Here is an 18,738-nt window from a genome sequence, read left to right on the forward strand (position 1 = left end):
GACCGCCCAGGTGGCGGGCCCGCGGCTCCTCGTCGTCGTTACGGGGTGCTGTCGACGGAGTCCGCCGACTCCTCGGTCTCCGTGGACTCCGCCTCGTCGGAAGCGCGGTCGCCCTCGTCGCCGTGGTCGGCCTCGTCGTCGAAGTACGCGTCCAGGACCTCGTCGATCTGCTTCTCCCAGACCGCGTGCTCCGACTTGGCCTTGGCCTCGATCTCCAGGAAGTACCAGCGGCGGTCCGGGGTGTGGACCGTGATCGTGAAACGCTTGCCGAAGCGGGGGGACTCCGTCTCGATCGCGCCGATCTCGTCCCAGCCGAAGTCGCACTCCTGGTCGTCCAGGCGCAGCCGCACGCCACGGCTGTCGGCGGTGATCCTCGCGCGGCGGTCGGCAGCCTCGAAGACGGGGCCGTCGGCCGGCTCGACCGTGCCGTCCGCCTCATCCGCGTCGTCCGCGTCGTCCGCTGCGTCCTGCGTGTCTTCCGCGTCCTCTGCGGCAGCGGCGTCGGCTGCCGGTTCCGCGTCGGGTGCCTTGTCGGGTGCCTTGTCGAGGGACGGCTTCGGCGCCTCGGCGGCGGCCGGCTCGTTCCGCTCCGGGGCAGCCTCGTCCGGCTCGACGGGCTCCGTCGGCTTGATGTCCTCCGGCTCCTCCTGCTTCTCCTTCGTCACGGCCACCGGGGCCGTGAGTCCGGGGATGTGCGACGGGTCGACCGCGGCGGCGGCCAGGGGCTGGTTGTTCGAACCGATGCGCTGCTCCACAGCGGGCAGTATGGTCGACGATCCTGTGCCGGGGACAGTCGGGCCCGGCATATGTCCGTATCTGGATTTCATGACCTCGTCCCGCCGCGCAGGGCCATCCGGACACGTCCGTACGAACAGGCTCAGGACGGGTCCAGGACCGCCAGGGCGTCGATCTCGATCAGGAGCCCGGCCGGGAGGCCCACGTATACCGTCGTGCGGGCCGGCGGGACCGCGGTGAGGTGTTCCTCGAAGTACGCGTTGTAGAGCGCGTTCATCTCGGCGAAGTGGTCCACGTCGGTGAGGTAGACGCGGATCATCATCACGTCGTCCCAGGTGGCGCCGCCCTCCTCCAGGATCGCCTTGACGTTGGCGAGGGTCTGGAGGGTCTGTTCGCGCAGGGTGGGGCCGGCGGGGGTGGGCGGCTCGCCCTCGACGGCGGGGAGGAAGCCGACCTGGCCGGCGACCTGGAGGATGTTGCCCTTACGGACGCCGTGGGAGAACTTCGCGGGGGGTGCGGTGTGGGTGTCGGGGGTGAGGGCGATCTTGTCGGTCATCGGGGGTCCTTGTCCGTCATACGGGGTCTGACGTGGGGGTTCTGCCGGAGTACTCGCCGCTGATCGCGTCCGCGGCGCGGCGGACCAGCGGGAGCAGGGTGAGAAGTTCGTCGGCGGTGACGACGACGTTGGGCGCGGAGACCGACATCGCCGCGACGACCCGGCCGTCGACGCCCCGGACGGGTGCGGCCACGCAGTTGATGGACTCCTCGTGGCCGCCGAGGTCGGTGGCCCAGCCCTGCTCGCGGACCCGCGCCAGCTCCTTGAGGAAGGCGGCGGCGTCGGGGGTCGAACGGGGCGTGTACAGGGGGTAGTCGAGCCGTGCCGCGAGGGCGCGTCGCTCGGGCTCGGGGAGGTCGGCGAGGAGCAGCTTGGCTACGGCCGCGACCGTGAGGGCGACCGGCTTGCCGATGCGGGAGTACATGCGGACCGGGTAGCGGCTCTCCACCTTGTCGATGTAGATGACCTCGTTCTCCTCGTGGACCGCGAGGTGGACGGTGTGGCCGCAGCGCTCGTTGAGGCGGACGAGGTGGGGGTGGGCGATCTCGCGGATGTCGAGGTTCTCGACGGCCTCCTGGGCGAGGGCGAAGAGGCGGGCGCCGAGGCGGTAGCGCTGGTCGGACTGGCGGTAGACGAGGCCGTGTTCGTGCAGGGTCCGCAGGAGGCGCAGGGCCGTGGACTTGTGGACGCCGAGGCGGTCGGCGACCCGGCCGAGGTCGGCGGGCCCCTCGGCGAGCAGCGGCAGGATGCTCAGCGCGCGGTCGACGGTCTGGCTCATGGGGTGTGTACCTCCTCGGGGCCCTGATCGGCCTGTGTCCAGCCGGGGGCGAGTCGCAGTCTCCCCCACGTGGCGTCGTCCAGGGCCGCCAGCCGGTCGGCGTGGTCGCGGGACGGCGGGGTGGCGAGGTCGCCGGGGGCGGTGAGGGCGGCGGCGGCCATGAGGTGGCCGTGGCGCAGGCGGGCGCGGGCGGGGAGGGCGCGCAGGGTGGCGGAGAGGAAGCCGGCGGCGAAGGCGTCGCCGGCGCCGGTCGCCGCCGTGATCCGGACCGTGGGGGCGGGGACGAAGGTGGTCGTGTCGACGGGGCCGGCCGGGGCGAGGGGGCCGTGCGGGTCGGCGGGTGCGGCGACTGAGGCGGCCGGGTCGGCGGGTACGGCGACGGAGGTGGTGGTCGGTCCGGTGCGCGTCGCCTCGGGGGCGCCGTCGGAGGGGGTGGGGTCGGGGACGCGCCGGGGGGTCTCCGTCCTCGGTCCGGCGGGCGCCGTCGGAGAGAGGGGTGCTCGGTGGTGGACGCCGGCCGCTGCGGGCGGACACCCCCCGGCACGCCCCCTCGCCGCCGTACGCGGCCGGTCCGTGGGGGCGGGCGCGCGTTCGAAGAGGGTGGCTCCGTGGGCTCCCTGTTTCACCACCAGGGTCGTCGGCTCCGGGAGGAGGGCGCGGATTGCGGTGGGGCCGCCCGTGACGCCCCAGGCTTCCTCGGCCTCGTCCTCGCCCACGAGGACCAGGTCGGCGGCGCGGGCCAGTTCCAGGAGGACGCGGGGGCCGTCGGGGGTGCGCCACAGGGTGGGGCGGTGGTTGACGTCGAAGGAGATCAGGGGGCGGCCGGGGTGCGGGGCCGTCAGGGCGCGCAGCAGGGTCAGGCAGTCGTCGGACAGGGCCGCGGTGATGCCGGAGAGGTGCAGGACGCGTCCGGCGCGTACGGCCGCGAGGTCCACGGTGGCGGGCGACATCGCCGAGGCGGCCGAACCGGCCCGGTAGTAGGCGACCTCGTGCGTGTCGGCGGCCCGGTCCTCCGCCGTGCGGAAGTACACGCCGGTCGGCCGGGAGGGGTCCCGTCGCACGGAGGTCACGTCCACGCCGTGGCCGCCGATCGTCTCGACCAGGTGGTCCCCGAACCCGTCGGCCCCCACCCGGCTCACCCAGCGGACGGTGTGCCCGGCCGCCGCCAGCGCGCACGCGAGGTTGGACTCGGCGCCGCCGATGGCCCGGTCGAAGGAGGGGACGTCGGCGAGGCGTCCGGGGCGGGCGGGGAGAAAGGTGACCATGGACTCGCCGAGCGCGACGACGTCGACGCGGGCGGTGTCGGGGCGGCGGAGTCCGTCGGCGGTCACGATGGGGCTCCTCGTCGCGGCGGCGGGGCGGTTTCGGCACCGTTGACCCGGTGTCGGCTGGGATGTTAGACAGCTGTCAACGGTATGTGCAATGGATGTTGCAGTGAATGCAACGCACCCCGTCAGGGAGGACCTCATGGGCGTCGAGAGTGCCGAAGCGCTGGCCCGGCTGGCCGCGGAACGCGTCGACCACCGCTTCAAGGGTCTCCCGCCGGACGCCGACGGCAGCACCGTGGCCGAGCTGGCGGACCGGCGCCTCAACCTGTTCACCGACGGTTTCACCACGCCCGTGCTCGCGCTGTCCGCCGAGCGCCTGGAGCACAACCTGGCGCTGATGGAGACCTACTCCGTCCGCCACGGCCTCGCCTTCGCCCCGCACGGCAAGACGTCCATGGCACCGCGGCTGTTCTGGCGGCAGATCGAGCGCGGCGCCTGGGGCATCACGCTGGCCGTGCCCCATCAGGTGCGGGTGGCACGGGAGTTCGGGATCGAGCGGGTCTTCCTGGCGAACGAGGTCGTCGACCCGGCCGCCCTGCGGTGGATCGCCGGTGAGCTGGCCGCCGACCCCGCGTTCCGGTTCGTCTGTTACGTCGACTCCGTGCGCGGGGTCGAGCTGATGGACGCGGCGCTGCGGGCCGCCGGGCCCTCGGTCCGCCCGGTCGACGTGGTCGTGGAGCTGGGCGCGGGCGAGGGCGCGCGCACCGGGGTCCGTACGGAGGCGGAGTGCGCGGCCGTCGCGGACGCGGTGGCCGCCGCCGGGACGCTGCGGCTCGTGGGGGTCGCCGGATACGAGGGCGAGGTGCCCCGGGCCGACCCCGGGCGGGTGGGCGCGTGGCTGCGCCGGCTGACCGCGCTGGCCGTCGACTTCGACGAGGCGGGGCGGTTCGCGGGTCTGGAGGAAGTGATCGTCAGCGCGGGTGGCAGCGCGTGGTTCGACACGGTCGCCGAGGTCTTCGCCGAGCTGCCCGAACTGTCGTTGCCCGTACTGAAGTTGCTGCGGTCGGGGGCGTACGTCTCGCACGACTCCGGTCATTACCGCCGGCTCACTCCCTTCAACCGTGTCCCGGAGGAGGGCGCCCTGGAGCCCGCGTTCCGGCTCTGGGCCCAGGTCGTCTCCCGTCCCACGCCGGACCAGGCGTTCGCCAACGCGGGCAAGCGGGACGCCGCGCACGACCTGGACCTGCCGTCCGCCGAGGTGGTGCGGGACGCGGGCACGGGCGCGGTCCGCGACGCCGCCGGGATCACCGTCACGGGGCTGTCCGACCAGCACGCGTGGCTGCGCACCGAGGAGGGGGCCGCGCTGGAGGTGGGCGACTGGGTGGGGTTGGGGCTCTCGCATCCGTGCACGTCGTTCGACAAGTGGCAGCTGATCCCGGTGGTGGAGGCGGACGGCACCGTCGTGGACTACGTCCGCACGTTCTTCTGAGTCCGTCGCGACCGCTGCCCGTCCCGGCACAGCCCGAGAGGTGACGTACATGGACCTGGTCTTCCGCGACGCCGAGGTCGTCGACGGTTCCGGCGAGCCCTCCTACCGGGCCGACGTGGTCGTGGCGGGCGGCAGGATCACCACGATCGTCAAGGAGGCGGCCGCCGCCGGGTGCCAGCGGCCGACGGCCCGGCGGGAGATCGACGCCGAGGGCCTGGTCCTGTCCCCCGGCTTCATCGACATGCACGCCCACAGCGACCTCGCGCTCCTGCGGGACCCCGAGCACACCGCGAAGGCGGCACAGGGGGTGACCCTGGAGGTCCTCGGCCAGGACGGGCTGTCGTACGCGCCGGTCGACGACCGCACCCTCGAAGAGGTCCGCCGGGCGATCACCGGCTGGAACGGCTACGGCGAGGACGTCGACTTCACCTGGCGTTCGGTCGGCGAGTACCTGGACCGCCTCGACCACGGCTTCGGGGGTGAGGGCATCGCCGTGAACGCCGCGTACCTCGTGCCGCAGGGGACGGTCCGGATGCTCGTCATGGGCTGGGAGGACCGGCAGGCGACGCCCGAAGAGCTGGACCGCATGCGGGAGTTGGTGGCGGCCGGGCTCAGGGAGGGCGCGGTCGGGATGTCGTCGGGGCTCACCTACACCCCCGGCATGTACGCCGGTGACGCCGAACTCACCGAGCTGTGCCGGGTGGTGGCCTCGTACGGCGGCTACTACTGCCCGCACCACCGCTCCTACGGGGCGGGCGCGCTGCGGGCGTACGAGGAGATGGTCGCCCTGACCCGGGAGGCCGGCTGCGCCCTGCATCTGGCCCACGCCACCATGAACTTCGGGGTGAACGAGGGGCGGGCACCCGAACTGCTGGCGCTCCTGGACGACGCGCTGGCCGCCGGCGCGGACATCACGCTCGACACCTACCCCTACACCGCCGGCTGCACGACGCTCGTGGCGCTGCTGCCGAGCTGGGCGGGCGAGGGCGGCCCGGAGGCGGTGCTCGCGCGGCTGAGGGACGACGGGACGGCCGAACGGATCCGGTACGACATGGAGGTCACCGGCGCCGACGGCTGCCACGGCGTGCCCGTCGACTGGGACACCGTCGAGATCTCTGGCGTCACCGACCCGGCGCTGTCGTCGTACGTGGGCCGGACTGTCGCGCGGTCGGCCGGGGCGCGCGGCGAGGAGCCCTGGGCGACCGCCCGCCGGCTGCTCCTGGAGGACCGGCTCGGCTCCACGGTGCTCCAGCACGTCGGGCACGAGGAGAACGTGCGGACCGTCATGCGCCACCGCGCGCACACCGGCGGTTCGGACGGCATCCTGCGCGGCGACAAGCCGCATCCGCGCGCGTACGGGACGTTCCCGCACTATCTCGGCCGGTACGTGAGGGAGCTGGGCGTGCTCTCCCTGGAGAGTTGCGTCGCCCACCTCACCTCACGGCCCGCCGCGCGGCTCGGCCTCGCGGACCGGGGACTCGTCCGCGAGGGGTACCGCGCCGACCTGGTGCTGTTCGACCCGGCGACCGTGGCCGCCGGGTCGACGTACGAGGCGCCGCGCACGCCGCCGACCGGCATCCCGTACGTCCTGGTCGACGGCCGCCCGGTGATCGAGGACGGCCGGCGCACGGACGTGCTGGCGGGCCGGGCGGTCCGGCGGGGCGCCTGACGGGTTCCGCTACGGCCTGGGCAGGATGCAGCCGCTGCGGGTGAGGTCGAGCTTGTTGCCCACGCCGAAGCAGGCGGGGACGTGCCAGGTCTGCTGCCCGTAGTTGATGCCCGGGCGGACGGTCACGGTGCCGTTCGCGTCGACCTCGCAGGGGTTGTTGTCGGTGCAGCGCCCGCCGTCCTCGTTGCCGGTGTTGTTGACGCCGACGACCTTGCCGGTGGCGTTGTTCAGGACCGGGGAGCCCGAGGTGCCGCCGATGGTCTGGCAGGCGGAGGTGTACCGGATGGAGTCCTTCCAGGTCCAGCTGCCCTCCTTCAGGCGGTACGCGTATCCGTCGACGGCGCAGCTGTAGGTCCGCTTCCAGTACCCCGAGACGACGGTGATGGGGGTGGCGACGGCCGGGCGGGCGGTGTCGTAGACGAGGGCGTCGATGCCGTACGAGCTCTTGATCTGCGCGTACGTGGTGGTGAGCTGGTACAGCGCCATGTCCGTGTCGGTCATCGTGCCGTACACGATCCTGTTGGCGCGCAGGGTGCCGACGCGGGTGCCGGCGGAGTTGAGCAGGCCGAAGCTGCGGCTGGAGGCCCGGTCGACGAGGACCTGGCCGGCGGCCGGGAAGCCGGTCTCCAGGCAGTGGCCGTTGGTCATGACCAGCGCCGGGTCGTTGTCCTCGGAGGCGGGCATCCGCACGACCGAGCCGGAACAGTTGCTGAGCGAGACGGTGCCGGCGAAGTTGACGGCCTTGGCCGCAGGGGCCGGGGCCGCGAGGCCGGCCACGGCCTTGTTCGCCGTGTCGACGACGGTGCCGACCGCCGAGGTCACGGGAGCCGCCGCGGGCGCCGGTGCGGCGATCGCGGGTGCCGCGCCCGACCCGGCGATCACCAGGGCGAACAGCGAGGCGACGAGAGGCTTTCTCATGTGGGGGTCCCCTCTTGCTACGTGGTGGGCCACGTGGGTGACTGAAGATCTTTCGGCCACCGCAGTTTGTCATGCGCATTGTGAAGGTCGGGTGATGGCCGAGCAAGGAGTTGGTTCCGGCCGCACGATCTTCGGCCACGGTGCGGCGGGGCGGGGAGCACGGAGGCGGTCCGGGGGACGGCGGTCGCCCCGGGTGGCGGAAAACACCACACGGAACGCATTACCGGGCCGTAAGCTCACCGGCATGCAGGTGATTCAGTCGACGAAACTTGCCAACGTCTGTTACGAGATCCGGGGCCCGGTGCTCGAGGAGGCGATGCGACTAGAGGCGGCGGGGCATCGGATCCTCAAGCTGAACACCGGCAACCCGGCCGCGTTCGGTTTCGAGTGCCCGCCCGAGATCCTGGAGGACATCCTCCGCAACGTCTCGTCGGCCCACGGCTACGGCGACGCGAAGGGCCTGCTCGCGGCGCGCCGCGCGGTGGTCATGCACAACCAGACCCTCGGCATCGAGACGGACGTCGAGCACGTCTTCATCGGCAACGGCGTCTCCGAGCTGATCGTGATGGCCATGCAGGGCCTGCTCGACGACGGCGACGAGGTCCTCGTCCCGTCCCCGGACTACCCGCTGTGGACGGCGGCGGTCTCCCTGTCGGGCGGCACGGCCGTGCACTACCGCTGCGACGAGCAGTCCGACTGGATGCCGGACCTCGCGGACGTCGAGCGGAAGGTCACCGACCGCACCAAGGCGATCGTCATCATCAACCCGAACAACCCGACGGGCGCGGTGTACGACGAGGCGATGCTGCGCGGCCTCACGGACATCGCGCGCCGCCACAACCTCCTGGTCTGCTCGGACGAGATCTACGACAAGATCCTCTACGACGACGCCACGCACACCCCGACGGCCTCCGTCGCCCCCGACCTGCTGACCCTCACCTTCAACGGCATGTCGAAGGCGTACCGGGTGGCCGGCTACCGGGTGGGCTGGATGTCGATCTCCGGTCCCCGCGCGCACGCCGACTCCTACATCGAGGGCCTGACGATCCTCGCGAACATGCGGTTGTGCGCGAACATGCCGGGGCAGCACGGGGTGGTCGCCGCGCTCAGCGGACGCCAGACGATCAACGACCTGGTACTGCCGGGCGGGCGGCTCAAGGAGCAGCGGGACGTCGCGTACGAGATGCTCACGCAGATCCCGGGCGTCACGTGCGTGAAGCCGAAGGGGGCCCTGTACCTCTTCCCGCGCCTCGACCCGGACGTCTTCAAGATCAAGGACGACCGGCGGATGGTCCTCGACCTGCTGCGGCAGGAAAAGATCATGGTGGTCCAGGGCACGGGGTTCAACTGGGCCGAGCCCGACCACTTCCGGGTGGTCACCCTGCCGACGGTGGGCGACCTGCGGGCCGCGATCACCCGGATCGGGAACTTCCTGGACGGCTACGCGCAGGGGTGACGGCGGGCGTGACGTCGGGCGTGACGTCGGGCCGGGGAGGCAGGCAGAGCTTTCGGACCTCGCTCAACTTTAGACGAGATCTAAGGTAGAGTGGCCGTCCGAGAGCTTGGAGGCCATCCCATGTACGAGCCGATCCGCACGAAGTCGGTCCACACGATGGCCGGCACGACCTCCTCCGACTTCCCTCACCGTTCGCGTGAGGAGGAGCTGGACATCCAGCTCGCGGGTCACCTGGCGGCACTGCTGGCGGCCACCGACGAGCTCCGCGCGCTGACGCCCTCCGCCGACCTCGACGTGGCCGCGGAGGCGCTGGCCGCGCGGGTCGCATGGCTGCGGGGCGGGCTGCCCGCGGCCCGGTCCGCCCCCGGCGGGGGCGAGACGGACGCGGCCGCGCTGCACCGCCGCGCCCACGCGCTCGCGGGGCGGGCGCTGGTGGTCGCGGCGTCGCGGGCGGACACGGGTTCGGCGATCCTGGCGGCGGAACGGATGGACGCGCACGCGACCGTACCGCTGGGCGCCTGACAGCTCGGGGGTACGGGTGCGTCGGCGAGTGCGGCTCCGGTGGGGCGTCTCGCGCAGTTCCCCGCGCCCCTGAAAAGCAGGGGCTGCGCCCCACGCTTTTCAGACCCGCAGGGCCGGTGACTTTCAGGCCCACGGAGCCTGCCGCTTTCAGACCCGCAGGGCCGTTGGCTTTTCAGGCCCGCAGGGCCTGTTGCTTCCAGGGGCGCGGGGAACTGCGCGAGAAGCCCCACTCACCCGCACCCGACAACGCGCCCACAACGACCGCCGCCCTTGGATTCCAGGCCCGCAGGGCCTGGCCTTTCAGGGGCGCGGGGAACTGCGCGAGAAGCCCCACCGGGCCGGCAGCCGAGCACGAACCCCCGGCGACACCCCGGCGGCAGCCGTCCGTTGCGTTCCGGGACCACCGGTTCACTCCCCGTTCACCCGGTACGCCGAGGAACGTTGGGTTCCGGGAGCACTCTCCCCCTGTGAGACGAATCGCAGGAATCGTCCTCGCGGTCCTGCTGATCGGCGGCGTGGTGGCAGCCGTCGTGGCGGGCCGGGACACCGGGGACACGGGCACGGCAACGAAGACCGTGCGAGGAGTGATCGGGTCGGAGAAGGCGGAGTTCTTCGCCGACCCGCAGGTGGTGAAGGCCCTGGCCGCCAAGGGCTACACCGTGAAGACGGAGACGTCGGGATCCTGGGCCATGGACGGCCTTGATCTGAAGGGGTACGACTTCGCGTTCCCGTCCAGCAAGGCACCCGCCGACGAACTGGCCGCGAAGTACAAGGTCCGCGAGCCCCTCCCCCGCCCCTTCTACTCCCCCCTCGTGGTGGTCGCCCACCGGGACGCCGCCGAGGTGCTGCGCGGGAACGGGCTCGCCACGCTCGACAAGGACCGGGGCGTCCTCGACATGGCCGCCTATCTGAAGTCCGCCGAGAAGGGCCGGACGTGGCAGGACCTCAAGGGGTCCGAGAAGTACGGCGAGTTGATGGGGCTGCTCTACATCGCCACCACCGACCCGACCACCTCCAGCTCGGGCGCGCTCTACCTCGCCGCCGCCTCCAACGTCGCCAACGGCGGCCGCGTGGTCGCGAGCAGGGCGGACCTGGACCGGACCGCACCGCTGATGCGGGAACTGATCAGGGTCCAGGGCGCCCAGCAGCCCAGCACCGACGCGGCGTTCCGTGACTTCGTCAGCGGCGTCGGCAGCCCGCTCGTGCTCGTCTACGAGTCCCAGGTGGCCGCCCTGCTCGCCGCGGGCCAGGACATCGACGACCTGGTCGTCCTCTACCCGGACACCACCGTCTTCAGCGACCACACCGTCGTCCCGGTCACCGAGGAGGGCCGCGCGCTCGGCGAACTCCTCGGCACCGACACGGTGTTGCGCAAACTGGCCGCCCGGCACGGCTTCCGGCCGCAGGGCGCGGCCACCGAGTTCACGGCGGCGATCGCCGGCCGCACCACACATCTGATGCAGAGGCTGACCGTCCGGCAGGCGCCCGTGCCCACCTCCGAGGTGCTGCACGAGATGGCGCGCCGGGCCAGGGGCCGGTAGGACGGGGGAAGACGACACATGACCATCGAAGACGGCAACGACGACACCACTTTCACCCTCACCCCTCCCACGCCGGTCGCCGCCGTGCCCCGGGAGAAGGCCGGCGGACTCGTGCCGGTCGAGGAGTCCGTACGGACGGACATGGCCCGCAAGGCCGAGGAGTACGTGCGGGGGCTCACCGCCCTCGACGCGCGCTCCCCGGAGTTCGCCGGCCGGGTCGGGGAGATCACCGCGCTCGGCGCGGGCGAGATGCGCGCCGCCGCCGCGCAGTCCAACCGGATGCTGGAGCGGACCGTACGCAGTCTGCCGGGCAAGGGCGGGGACGCGCAGTCGCAGGTCGCGGGCTCGCTCGTCGAACTCCGGCGCGTGGTGGAGGACCTGGACCCGCGCGATCTGCCCGCGAACAAGGGGCGCAGGTTCCTGTCCCGGCTGCCGGGCGGCAACAAGCTGCGCGACCACGTCGCCAAGTACGCCTCCGCGCAGGGGACGTTGAACAGGATCGTGGGCTCACTGCGCGGCGGGCAGGACGAACTGCGGCGCGACAGTGCCGCGTTGCAGACCGAACGGGTCCGCCTGTGGGAGACCATGGGCAAGCTCCAGGAGTACGTCGTGCTGACGGAGGCCCTGGACACGGCCGTCGAGGCCCACATCCGGACGCACGTCGACGGGGCCGACCCGCAGCAGGGCGACACCCTGCGCGCCGACGTCCTCTTCCCCGTCCGGCAGAAGCACCAGGACCTGCTCACCCAGCTGGCCGTCTGCGCCCAGGGCTATCTCGCCATGGACGTCGTACGGCGCAACAACGAGGAACTGATCAAGGGCGTCGACCGGGCCGCCACGACCACGGTGTCGGCGCTGCGCATCTCCGTGATGCTCGCCTCCGCCCTCGACCACCAGAAGAAGGTCGTCGACCAGGTCAACGCCCTGCGCGGCACCACCGAGGACCTGATCCGGGGCAACGCCGAGATGCTGGCCACCCAGAGCGGCGAGATCCAGCGCATCGCCGCCGACCCTGCCGTCGGCGCGGAGACGCTCCGCTCGGCCTTCCAGCAGATCTACCGCACCCTCGACGCCATCGACACCTACAAGGTGCAGGCCACGGAGACCATGGCCGCGACCGTCGAGTCCCTGACCTCCGAACTCCAGAACGCGAGCCGGTACCTGGAGCGCAGCCGGAACCAGGGTGCGCTGGAAGGGGGCCTCGGATGAGGACACCGACGAGAGCAGGGGCGGCGGCCCGCACGAGAACACGTACGACGGCGGCCGTCGCCGCAGTGGCCTCGCTCGTGCTCCTGGCCACCGCCGCCTGCACCGGCGCGGACCGGGCGGCGCCCGGCCCCGCCCCGGCGAAGGCCACCCCGTACGTCCCCGGCACCCTGCGCGTCCTCGCCTCCAGTGAACTCGCCGACATGAAGCCGGTGCTGGAGCGGGTCGAGAAGGACACCGGTATCAAGGTCCGGCCCACCTACATGGGCACGCTCGACGCGGTGGACCTGCTCGCGCGGCGGGGGGCGAAGGACGCGTACGACGCCGTCTGGCTCTCCTCCAACGACTACCTGCGGCTCCGCCCGGACGCGGCGCGGCAGATCGTGTCGCAGACGCCGGTGATGTCCAGCCCCGTCGCGATCGGCGTGAAGAACGAGACCGTCGGGAAGCTGGGGTGGAAGCCGGACACCGTAACCTGGTCGGACATCGAGAACGCGGTGGCGGACGGGAAGCTGACGTACGGCATGACCGACCCGTCCCGCTCCAACTCCGGTTTCTCGACGCTGATCTCGGTGGCCTCGGGACTCTCCGGTGCCCAGTCCGCCCTCACGGACGCGGACGTGGCGCGGGCGACACCCCGGCTGAAGCGGTTCTTCGCGGGGCAGAAGCTGACGTCGGGGTCGTCGGGCTGGCTGGCGACGGCGTACGACCGGCGCGGTGACGTCGACGCGCTCCTCAACTACGAGTCGGTGCTGAAGTCGCGGCCGGACCTGACGGTGATCCGGCCGCGCGACGGGGTCGTCACCGCCGACTACCCGCTCTCGTCGCTGGCCTCCACCGGCACGGACGTCCGCGACGACGTCCGCCGGCTCACGGACGCCCTGCGCACGCCGGACGTCCAGCGGCTGATCACCGAGCGGACGCTGCGCCGCCCGGTCGTCGCCTCCGTCCCGCCCGCGGCCGGTCTCGACACCACCCGCCGCCGCGAACTCCCTTTCCCCGGCAGCCGGTCCGTGGCCGTCGGCCTTCTCGACGCGTACGAGAACGATCTGCGCCGCCCGTCGCGGACCGTGTACGTCCTGGACACCTCGGGTTCGATGGAGGGCGACCGGCTCGACCGGCTGAAGACCGCGCTCACCGAGCTGACCGGCGACTTCCGGGACCGGGAGGAGGTCACCCTGATGCCGTTCGGGTCGGACGTGAAGAGCGTACGGACGCATGTCGTGCGGCCCGCGGACCCGAAGGCGGGGCTCGACGGCATCCGCGCCGACACCCGGAAGCTGTCCGCCGCCGGTGAGACCGCCATCTACACCTCGCTGCGCAGGGCGTACGAGCATCTCGGCGCCGTGGACCGGGACACGTTCACCTCGATCGTGCTGATGACGGACGGCGAGAACACCGAGGGCGCGAGCCCGGCCGACTTCGACGACTTCTACGGGCGGCTGCCCGACGCCGCCCGGCACATCCCCGTCTTCCCCATCCTCTTCGGCGACTCCGACCGGGACGAACTGGAGCACATCGCCGAGGTGACCGGCGGCCGCCTCTTCGACGCCACACGGGGCTCGCTGGACGGCGCCTTCGAGGAGATCCGTGGCTACCAGTAGATTCATGACGTACGTCGAGTCCCGCAAGAACCTCACCGGCAGCACGCTCGGGGTCGCCGGGCTCGGACTGACCTTCGCGGGCGTCGCGGGACCGTACTGGCCGGCCGTGGTCGTCGGACTGTACGGGGCGGGCGCGCTGCTCGCCCCGCCGGAGCGGCCTCCGCTGCCGGACTTCCCGGACGCGTCCGCCCAACTCGACGCGTTACGCGCCGACTTCGGTACGTTGCGGGAGTACCTGGCCGGCATCGAGCTGCCACCGGCCGCGTCCGGCCGCCTCACCGAGCTGACCGAGCTCCTGACGGCCCTCCTCGACCCCGGCTGGGTCGCCGAGATCCTCGCCCGCGACCCCGAGGGCGTGCACGCCCTCTCCCGGGCCGTACGGCAGGACGTCCCCGAGGCGGTCGACACGTTCGTCCGCACCCGCTGGTGGACCCGGCTGACCCCGGGAACGGACCCTCCGGAACGCCACCTGGAGCGCCAACTGGGGCTTTTGCAGGCTGAATTGGGTCGTCTCGCGGCGGGGCTGCGCGATGCGGAGGCTCGCCGCCAGGAGTCGCACACGCGGTATCTGGAGGACCGGTCGGGATGAGGGGGTGGCTTCGGTGCGTTCCCGGATGCGGGCGAGTGGGGGCTGGTCGCGCGGTTCCCCGCGCCCCTGAAAAGCCGGGGCTGCGCCCCATGCTTTTCGGCCCGCAGGGCCGTTGGCTTTCAGGTCCGCAGGGGCCTGATGCTTTTAGGAGCGCGGGGAACTGCGCGACCAGCCCCCACCGGACCCGCAGCCGACACCGGCCGTCAGCCCAGGTTCGCCAGGATCACGATCAGCAGCACCACCCCCACCACCACCGCCAACACCTTCAACACCGCGTACGAGGACCCCGGCTGATCCGGCGGAACCCCCGGAGGGACCGGCACCGACGCCGCCCCGGGCCCGTTGAACACGTCGTGACCGGTGACCGCCGCCCGGGTGCACCAGGGGCAGGTCGGCAGATGGGAGCCGTACGTGTGCAGGGGCCGTACCGTGCAGGCGCGCACCTCACCGCGCTCCTTGTCCAGGGCGCGGAGCCACGCCTCGGCCTTGGGCCGGGCGTCCGGGTTCTCCACGCCCGCGCCGAAGGCGGCCCTGGCGAGGGTGAGGAGCTCCGTCGGCAGGACGGAGGGGTCGATCGTGCCGCGCGGGATGGTGACGCGTTCGGGACGGACGACGTAACTGCAGCTCGCGGCGATGTTGTCCTTGACGGTCGACTCGGAGGCACTCTCGTGCGGAACCCCGCCGAAGGGGTGGTTGCCGGCGGTGAGCAGCTGGTAGACGAGGACGGCGAGGGCGAAGTCGTCGCTCTGCCGGGTCGCGGGACCGCCCGCCTGGCGCTCGGGGGACGAGTAGTCGGTGGTGTGCATCAGGCACGGGAAGAGTTCGCCGGTGACCGGGTCGGTGAAGGCGATCGAGTCGCAGTCGAGGAAGGTGACGAAGCCGTTGGCGTCGACGACGACGTTGCTGCTGGAGAAGTCGCCGATGACGAGGTCGTCGTAGTGCATCCGGGCCGTCATGAAGGCGAGGTTCCAGGCGACGCCCAGCAGGAACCGCCAGTCGGCCCGGTCCGGGAAGAGCTTGAGGCGCTGGACCCGGGTGAACAGTCCGACGAGCTGGACGTGCTGGGGTTCGCCGAACCGCCGCATCGCGTAGCCGAGGAACTCCCCGTTCGTCCCCCGGGCGATCGCGGTGGGCCAGGCCAGTTCGGGCGGCTGGCTGGCGTCGGTCGGGCGGGCGGCCAGCGGGGACATCGTGAGCATGCGCGCCAGTCGCCGTTCCTGGTCCGGCCCGGGGGTGTCCCGGTAGATCTTGACGACGATCCCGGTGTCCCCCTCCACGGGGTACACCGCCGCCTGCCCGCCGCCCTTCAGCGGCAACTCGGCCAGCGTGACCCGCTTGCCGTCGAGAAAGACCGTGCGGCCGCTCATGGCCGTACCTCCGAGTGTCATGGGGCTGGTCGCCGCCGTGCGGACGCGTCGTCCCGGAGCCGCGACCGGCAGGGGCGTCCGCCGTGCGGAGCGGTCACCGCCGGTGCGTACGGACGGCCCGCAGCAGGGTCTTGTCGTCCGCGTTGAGCGCGGTCAGACGGTCCGAGCGCAGCAGGGCGGCCAGGTTGGGGTCGCGGTCGTCCTCGGCGGCGGCGTCCAGGGAGCGGAACACGGCCTCGGCGAACGAGGTGTTCGGCGACGAGGCGCCGTCGGCGGACCGGTTGAGCATGGCCTGGGCCAGCCCGTCCGTGGACAGGAGCACCCCGTCGACGCCGTCGTCCGCGACGCACTCGGTGTGGGTCCAGCGCCCCACGTCCGGCGAGGTCAGGAACACCGTCTCGTTGCTGTACTCGCTCACCGCCGCGGCCTGCGGCAGCAGATGGAACTGCCGCTCCCCGTCCTCCGTCCCGGACCGTACGACGACGAATCCGTCCCCGACGGTGACATGGCCGATCCAGCCCGGGGCGAGCACCACCACGGTGAGCGTGGTGGCGAAGTCCTGCGCGTCGGCCCCGGTCAGGTCGAGGAACTCGTTGCTCACGTCCTGCAGGGCGTCGCGCAGCAGCTCGTGCACGGCCTCGCCCGGCGGCACCTCCACGGCCGCCTCCGCCCGCCGTGCGAAGTGCTCGGTGGCGAGCCGCACCGCGAGCCGCGAACCCTCCTCCGACCGGGGCCGGCTGCCGGCCCCGTCGGCGACGGCGAGCACGGCGACGGCGGAGGTGGCGGTGGCGGCGCACGCGTCCTGGCAGGGCAGGCCCTGGCGCCGGTGCCGGTAGCCCTCGACGCTCAGACCGTGGATCCGCCAGGGCGCGGCGTTCACCTCACGCCTCCCAGGCCGGGCGCTGTGTCTTGAACTGGCTGAAGATCTTCTCGAACACCTCGTCCCCCGCCCCCTTCTGTTCGGCGTTGGCGCTGGCGGACATCATCTGGAGCAGCTCCCGGAAGGGGAATCCCTGGATCCGGGCGTTGAACTTCGGTGCGAACGCCTTCAGCACCTGCTCGCCCCGGTCGGTGATCCCGCCGACGCCGATCGCGTACAGCCGGAACCGGCGGGCGCTCTGCTCCTCGGCGAGGACGGGGACCAACCGGTGCCAGGAGTCGGTGAGATGACCGGTCGGGTCGGTGGGCAGGCCGTCGGTGACGAGGCAGATCTGCGGCCGGTAGTACTGCAGTCCCGAGGCTCGCAGTTCGCTCTTGCGGGCGGCGACGATGTGCATCGCCAGCTCCAGCGCCTCGGTCATCAGGGTGACGCCGGCGGCCGTGAGCTGCGGTGCCTGGAAGGCGTGCGCGGGTATGAAGGGGCTGGTGCGGGTGCGCGGGTCGAGGAGCTGGGGTCCGCGCCAGGCGCCGACGCCCTGTCCGCCGAAGGTGACGACGGCGACCTCCACGCTGTAGCTGAGGCTGACGTCGTCGTGGAGTTCGCGGGTCCACTCGGCGAGCGCGTTGTTCAGGGTCTGGATCGGCGGGCCGGCCATGGAGCTGGACGTGTCGAGGCAGAGCACGAGCGGCATGCGCTGGGCGTTGTTCTCGAACTCGATGTCGGCGTACTCCGCCGGCAGCGTGGGCGGGTATTCGCGGTGCATGGTTCTTCCCCCTGTGCCTGTGGTGGTGCTGATGCCGCTGGTGGTGCGGATACCTCTGGCGGATGCCTCTGGCAGATACCTCTGGTGGTGCGGGAATCCTCGGTGGTGCCGCCGGGGTCACCTGGGCGTGCCCTTCGCGTGCCGGGCGGCGGTGGGCGGGAAGGCGTACAGGACGTCGGAGTCCCGTTCCCGGGCGTCGGTGACGTCGACGAGCCCGCCGGGCGCGGGCGGTGGCCGCCCCGGCTCGGCCCACACGGCCCGGCGCAGCACCCGGTCCAGCTCGACATAGCCCTGCGGGTGGAGTTCGGTCCGTACGACGGCGGTGCGGGAGTGCGCCGGGCGGGGCCCCACCTGACGCCCGTACCGGGGCGTGGGCGAGACGCGCAGCCGGGTGGTGGCCTCGTCCCCGCCGTCGGCCCCGGCACCGCCGGGGGCAGCACCGCCGCCGAGCGCGGTGCCGCCCCCGAGGGCAGCGCCGCCGGCCCCACCGCCCCCGCCCGTCGCACCGCCGCTGCCGGTCCCACCGCCGCCACGGGTGCCGTTGCCGCCGCCGAGCGCGCCGCGCGCCGCGTGCGCCGGTGGAGTCCGCGCGGGTCCGCCGGCGGCCCGGCCGGGAAGCACCGCGCGGTGGCCCACGGCCACCGGGCCCCTGGACCGCCGGATGACGATCACGAAGGCGAGCAGCAGCAGGGCGAGGAGGAGACACATCCAGAACGCGGTCCAGGTGGCGCTGCTGTACCCGGCGGGTTCGTCATCGGTGGTGACGGCCTGGTTGCCGCCCTGCTTCTCGCCTCCCTGCTGGGCGTTGGTGCCCGGTGAGGCCGTGGCGGAGGGCTTCTCCTCGTCCTCCGCCGGGCCGATGGCGTCGACATGGGTGCGGAGGTCGGCGGCCAGACCCTCGTCGATGAGCGTTCTGCCGTCCAGGGGGCCGGACTTGTCGTCCTTGCTCTCGATCAGCTCGCACATCAGGGTGCGGTCGACGCAGAGGCCCGCGTCCTTGAGAGCCCTCATCGGGCCGGGTCGCAGCCGGTCGATGCGGGCGTCGGGGTGGACGAGCCGCCCCTCGGCCAGGACCAGCAGGGCCGTACCGCCCTCTCCGGTGGACCCGCCCTTCGGCACGCGGACCACGAGGGGGTACCGGTCCCGGCGCAACGTGTCGATGTTCTGGTGCTGGCCCTCCTCGACCTTTTCGTACGCCAGGGGCTCGTCCAGCGTGATCACGACGGGACCGTCCTTGATCACGCCGGCCCAGCACTGCAACTGCTCGGTGAGCCGGTCGGCACACGCGTCGGGGACCGCCACGGCCGGACCGCCCGGCACGAGCGCGACCAGTGACCCCACCAGCACACCGACGAACGGCGAACGCCTGATCGCACCCATCGCAGCAACCCCCCGTG

17 protein-coding genes are annotated in these 18,738 nt (G+C 72.4%); 8 read left to right on the plus strand and 9 right to left on the minus strand.

Annotated features, from left to right (window positions below; all coding sequences use genetic code 11):
* Positions 1 to 38 precede the first annotated feature (38 nt).
* The 4 genes from SCAB_RS16075 to SCAB_RS16090 form a co-directional block, all read right to left on the minus strand.
* A complete protein-coding gene (locus SCAB_RS16075) occupies positions 39 to 755 on the minus strand; it encodes a hypothetical protein (protein WP_037727312.1) in 717 nt (238 codons plus the stop codon).
* 122 nt (positions 756 to 877) lie between these two features.
* Positions 878 to 1,291 carry a RidA family protein gene (locus SCAB_RS16080; RefSeq protein WP_013001142.1) on the minus strand — a complete coding sequence of 138 codons (414 nt, stop codon included), beginning with the start codon at positions 1,289 to 1,291 and terminating at the stop codon, positions 878 to 880.
* A 16-nt stretch (positions 1,292 to 1,307) separates the two neighbouring features.
* Complete coding sequence (locus SCAB_RS16085; protein WP_013001143.1) at positions 1,308 to 2,069, minus strand: IclR family transcriptional regulator; 762 nt, start codon at positions 2,067 to 2,069, stop codon at positions 1,308 to 1,310.
* Positions 2,066 to 3,334 (minus strand): sugar kinase, encoded by a 1,269-nt coding sequence (locus SCAB_RS16090; RefSeq protein ID WP_041670657.1) that lies wholly within the window; start codon positions 3,332 to 3,334, stop codon positions 2,066 to 2,068. Before SCAB_RS16090 ends, SCAB_RS16085 begins: the two co-directional genes overlap by 4 nt.
* Before the next feature lie 202 nt (positions 3,335 to 3,536).
* Between SCAB_RS16090 and SCAB_RS16095 the strand changes: the two genes are divergently transcribed.
* Both SCAB_RS16095 and SCAB_RS16100 read left to right on the plus strand, forming a co-directional pair.
* Positions 3,537 to 4,826: an amino acid deaminase gene (locus tag SCAB_RS16095; protein ID WP_013001145.1), complete on the plus strand. Its 1,290-nt coding sequence runs from the start codon at positions 3,537 to 3,539 to the stop codon at positions 4,824 to 4,826.
* Positions 4,827 to 4,875: 49 nt separating this feature from the next.
* Positions 4,876 to 6,495: an N-acyl-D-amino-acid deacylase family protein gene (locus SCAB_RS16100; protein WP_037727309.1), complete on the plus strand. Its 1,620-nt coding sequence runs from the start codon at positions 4,876 to 4,878 to the stop codon at positions 6,493 to 6,495.
* Between the two features lie 9 nt (positions 6,496 to 6,504).
* On the opposite strand, the gene SCAB_RS16105 is transcribed toward SCAB_RS16100, so the two are convergent.
* Positions 6,505 to 7,413 carry a S1 family peptidase gene (locus SCAB_RS16105; protein WP_013001147.1) on the minus strand — a complete coding sequence of 303 codons (909 nt, stop codon included), beginning with the start codon at positions 7,411 to 7,413 and terminating at the stop codon, positions 6,505 to 6,507.
* A 244-nt stretch (positions 7,414 to 7,657) separates the two neighbouring features.
* Here SCAB_RS16105 and SCAB_RS16110 point away from each other — a divergent pair, with 244 nt between their 5' ends.
* The 6 genes from SCAB_RS16110 (at position 7,658) to SCAB_RS16135 (ending at position 14,331) form a co-directional block, all read left to right on the plus strand.
* Positions 7,658 to 8,869 (plus strand): pyridoxal phosphate-dependent aminotransferase, encoded by a 1,212-nt coding sequence (locus tag SCAB_RS16110; protein WP_037727308.1) that lies wholly within the window; start codon positions 7,658 to 7,660, stop codon positions 8,867 to 8,869.
* A 120-nt stretch (positions 8,870 to 8,989) separates the two neighbouring features.
* Entirely contained in the window at positions 8,990 to 9,391 is a 402-nt protein-coding gene (locus tag SCAB_RS16115; RefSeq protein WP_013001149.1) for an SCO4983 family protein, read from the plus strand.
* A 467-nt stretch (positions 9,392 to 9,858) separates the two neighbouring features.
* Positions 9,859 to 10,932, plus strand: coding sequence for a substrate-binding domain-containing protein (locus tag SCAB_RS16120; protein WP_013001150.1), 1,074 nt, complete (start codon positions 9,859 to 9,861; stop codon positions 10,930 to 10,932).
* Between the two features lie 18 nt (positions 10,933 to 10,950).
* Positions 10,951 to 12,141 (plus strand): toxic anion resistance protein, encoded by a 1,191-nt coding sequence (locus SCAB_RS16125; protein WP_013001151.1) that lies wholly within the window; start codon positions 10,951 to 10,953, stop codon positions 12,139 to 12,141.
* The gene (locus tag SCAB_RS16130; protein WP_013001152.1) at positions 12,138 to 13,742 is read left to right on the plus strand and encodes a substrate-binding and vWA domain-containing protein; all 1,605 of its coding nucleotides are present in this window, start codon (positions 12,138 to 12,140) and stop codon (positions 13,740 to 13,742) included. The genes SCAB_RS16125 and SCAB_RS16130 overlap by 4 nt, the downstream gene beginning before the upstream one ends.
* A gap of 4 nt (positions 13,743 to 13,746) precedes the next feature.
* Positions 13,747 to 14,331 carry a hypothetical protein gene (locus tag SCAB_RS16135; RefSeq protein WP_013001153.1) on the plus strand — a complete coding sequence of 195 codons (585 nt, stop codon included), beginning with the start codon at positions 13,747 to 13,749 and terminating at the stop codon, positions 14,329 to 14,331.
* A 203-nt stretch (positions 14,332 to 14,534) separates the two neighbouring features.
* Here the strand turns inward: SCAB_RS16135 and SCAB_RS16140 are convergent, their stop codons facing one another.
* From SCAB_RS16140 to SCAB_RS16155, 4 genes are all read right to left on the minus strand, one after another.
* Entirely contained in the window at positions 14,535 to 15,698 is a 1,164-nt protein-coding gene (locus SCAB_RS16140; RefSeq protein ID WP_013001154.1) for a hypothetical protein, read from the minus strand.
* A 94-nt stretch (positions 15,699 to 15,792) separates the two neighbouring features.
* Positions 15,793 to 16,578: a PP2C family serine/threonine-protein phosphatase gene (locus tag SCAB_RS16145; protein ID WP_013001155.1), complete on the minus strand. Its 786-nt coding sequence runs from the start codon at positions 16,576 to 16,578 to the stop codon at positions 15,793 to 15,795.
* Between the two features lies 1 nt (position 16,579).
* The gene (locus tag SCAB_RS16150; protein WP_013001156.1) at positions 16,580 to 17,341 is read right to left on the minus strand and encodes a vWA domain-containing protein; all 762 of its coding nucleotides are present in this window, start codon (positions 17,339 to 17,341) and stop codon (positions 16,580 to 16,582) included.
* Between the two features lie 117 nt (positions 17,342 to 17,458).
* Positions 17,459 to 18,721, minus strand: coding sequence for a hypothetical protein (locus SCAB_RS16155; RefSeq protein WP_013001157.1), 1,263 nt, complete (start codon positions 18,719 to 18,721; stop codon positions 17,459 to 17,461).
* Positions 18,722 to 18,738 lie beyond the last annotated feature (17 nt).

The organism is Streptomyces scabiei 87.22 (genome assembly GCF_000091305.1).
GTDB classification, from domain to species: Bacteria; Actinomycetota; Actinomycetes; order Streptomycetales; family Streptomycetaceae; genus Streptomyces; species Streptomyces scabiei.